The organism is Peptoniphilus sp., assembly GCF_050943655.1.
Taxonomy (GTDB): domain Bacteria; phylum Bacillota; class Clostridia; order Tissierellales; family Peptoniphilaceae; genus Peptoniphilus_A.
In genome coordinates this window covers 1-3,070 of sequence record NZ_JBMNPQ010000114.1, presented here as the reverse complement: position 1 = coordinate 3,070, position 3,070 = coordinate 1, and the positions used below count along the sequence as shown (strand labels likewise).

Sequence of the window (3,070 nt, the reverse complement as noted above, 5' to 3'; positions counted from 1 at the left end):
CGAATGATGATGCTCCACCAAGTAGTGCTGTAATCCACATCCAAAATACTGCTCCAGGTCCTCCTATTGAAATTGCTGCTGCAACTCCTACGATGTTACCTGTACCAATGTGTGATGCTGCTGATATTGTGAATGCTTTAAATGGTGATATTGCATCTTTGTTTTCTGATTTTTTTGTTATTAGTTTTACTGCGTGGCCAATGTTTCTTATTTGTCCACCTTTAATTCTTATTGTGAAATATAATCCTAAGCCTAGTAGTAGCGGTATAAGTATATATGTATATATCGTACCACTTAAAAAATCCGTTAAGTTTGCAAATGATTCCATATTTTCTCCTTTATTATTCGTTTAAAAATATATTTAGTCTGATATCGTCTGATAAAAAGTCTAGTAAGTGCTTGCCTCTAATGCTGTTGCCAGAATCGTCGAGCCTTGGGCTATAAGTTACTATTGCACATCTTCCTGGAACTATTCCAAGTATTGCCCCACTAACTCCAGATTTTGCAGGAAATCCTACTTCCATTAGGAATTGTCCACTCTCTTCATACATTCCACAAGATGCCATTTGTGACAAGACAATGCGCACAATGTCTTCTGATATAAGTCTTTCGCCCTTTGAGTTTACTCCTCCGTTTGCAAATACTGAGCCGAGTCTTGCAAGTTCTGTTGGCTTAATTCCAATTGAGCAATCCCTGATGTATAGATCCAAAACTTCTTCAACTGACTTTTCGAATATCCCCTTGCTCTTTAGATAGTAAGTGATGGCGCGGTTTACATCTGTTGTCTTCATCTCGGAGTTATAGACTTTATATAAAAATTTTATGTCATCAGATTCAGAAAGTTTTTTTATAAAAGACATAACTCTTTCAAATCTCTCGTCCACGTCTTCGCCCTTAATTAACGATGCAGTTGTGATTGCACCTGCGTTTATAAGTGGATTTGATGCCCTGTCATCGATTGGGATAAGTGAATTAAATTTATAGGGAGTTGGTTCTGTTCCTACTTTTGAAAAAACAAGCTCTTTGCCATTGTCCATTAGGGCCATAGTTAATGAAATTATTTTAGAAATTGATTGCATAGAAAAAACTGTGTCTAGGTCCCCATATTCGTAAACTTTTCCGTCGATTGTCACTATTGAAAGTGCAAAACCTTCTGGGTCTACGTTTGCAAGCTCTGGAATATAAGAAGCGACCTCGCCCTCACCAATATACTTTTCACTCTTCTTTATCGCACCCTCTATCTTCTCAATAATATTCTCTTCGTTTAACATATTTTCACCTCCCTCTTTATACAATATTTTAACGGGCACCTTTTATTATATCCTAAAACAAAGGATATGAAAACAATTTTCTTTTAATGTGCTAATGTTTTTAATTTCTAAAATGTTGAAAGTTTTTCTTCTTTTATTTAGTCGCATTTTAATAATTAGTAAACTAGTTTTCACAAGCTCTATTGACCAAACACTATTAAATATATATAATATTTAGAGGAGGACTTATGAACTTAAAAAGGCAATTTTTCAAATACACACTCCCATCAATTATTGCAATGTGGGTTTTTTCTATTTATACAATTGTAGATGGATTCTTTGTCGCAAACTTTGCTGGTGAAATGGAACTATCTGCTGTCACAATAGTAGTTCCATACGTAAACTTTTTATTTGCCATTGCAATTATCTTTGCCATAGGCTCCCAAACTATTATAGGAATCTATCTCGGTCAAAAAAAGAAAGACGACGCTAACGAAATATTTTCATTTATTTTAATCTTTATCTTTAGCTTCTCCATAATTCTCGCAATTTTCTCAATGATTTTTATCAATAAATTAATATTTTTCCTTGGCGCAACGCCAAAATTATTTAATTTATCCAAAGAATATCTAAGAATTATAATAATTTTCTCGCCCTTTTATATAATCGCCTACTGCTTCGAGGTCTTGGTAAAAGTAGATGGATACCCAAGAACTGCCATACTCTGCGCAGTTAGTGCCTGTGTTACAAATATATTTCTAGATTATCTATTAATCCACACACTTAAACTCGGAGTAAGGGGAGCTGCACTTGCAACGGGAATCGCACAATTTTTATCCTTTGCAATATACATTATCCACTTTAGGCGTGGCGTGGGATACCTTCGATTTAACAAAATAAAAATGGGCGCAAAGAAAGTTTTAGAAACTCTAAAGAGGATTGTGACCTACGGATTTGGTGAATTCATTGCAGAACTAAACACAGCAACAGTAGTATTTATCTTTAACACCTTCATCTTAAAATATCTAAGCGCAGAATTCTTGCCGTCCTATGCCGTAATAAATTACATGTCCCTTTTAGCAAACTCAACCTTCCAGGGAGTATGCCACGGGACACTGCCACTTCTTAGCTTCTACCACGGCTCGCGTGAAAAAGAAAAGAGCAGGACTATTATCACCTACGGATTTATCTCTATAATAGTAATATCTATTGTCTTCTTCCTAATCTCCTTCTTTGGAGCAGAAAAACTTTTAAACGCATTTTTGGGAAGTAGCGAAAACGTATCATCTTCAATTAGACCAATGAGAATATATGCACTGATGTTTTTATTCTCTGGACACAACTTATTTATCGCATCAATAGCATCGGCAATCGGAAGACCAAAATACTCAACAACAATAAACATACTTCGTGGAAGTGTGCTCCTTGTCGCATCCCTATTTTTCGTAGTACACACCTTCGGCGTGAGATTCCTGTTCTTTGGAGCAATGCTCTGCGAATTATTGACACTTATAATATCAATACATTTTTATAAAAAAATGAGAAAACCAGCTACAGTTTAAGTAACTGGTTTGTTTTTTTTGGGATTAATTTGAGTATTTGGAAGGTGAAGGAACTGTAACTTGAGGGTGAACATCCCCCACGTCTCGTCATCTTGAGCGGAAGAAAATTTACAAGAATTTTCTGGGTCGCTGTGTACCCGGAAGGGTGAAAGATCTGCAAAGTTATCAAGCGAGACCTTATCGTCTTAATAAGAAAACCTCAAGGAGAAAACTCCGAAACACTTTCTCGCCAAAACGACAACACATCGCCACCAAAAC

General features: G+C 36.0%; 3 protein-coding genes. 1 reads left to right on the top strand and 2 read right to left on the bottom strand.

Translation table 11 applies throughout. The features are described 5' to 3' along the window. Together ACOX6R_RS07720 and glsA are read right to left on the bottom strand one after the other, a co-directional pair. Positions 1-328, bottom strand: a 328-nt coding sequence (locus ACOX6R_RS07720) for an alanine:cation symporter family protein (protein WP_433448922.1), incomplete at its 3' end; no start/stop codon positions are given. A 13-nt stretch (positions 329-341) separates the two neighbouring features. Further along, the gene (glsA, locus tag ACOX6R_RS07715) at positions 342-1,271 is read right to left on the bottom strand and encodes a glutaminase A (protein WP_433448921.1); all 930 of its coding nucleotides are present in this window, start codon (positions 1,269-1,271) and stop codon (positions 342-344) included. A 227-nt stretch (positions 1,272-1,498) separates the two neighbouring features. Here glsA and ACOX6R_RS07710 point away from each other — a divergent pair, with 227 nt between their 5' ends. Further along, positions 1,499-2,812 carry an MATE family efflux transporter gene (locus ACOX6R_RS07710; RefSeq protein ID WP_433448919.1) on the top strand — a complete coding sequence of 438 codons (1,314 nt, stop codon included), beginning with the start codon at positions 1,499-1,501 and terminating at the stop codon, positions 2,810-2,812. The last annotated feature ends 258 nt before the right edge of the window (positions 2,813-3,070 follow it).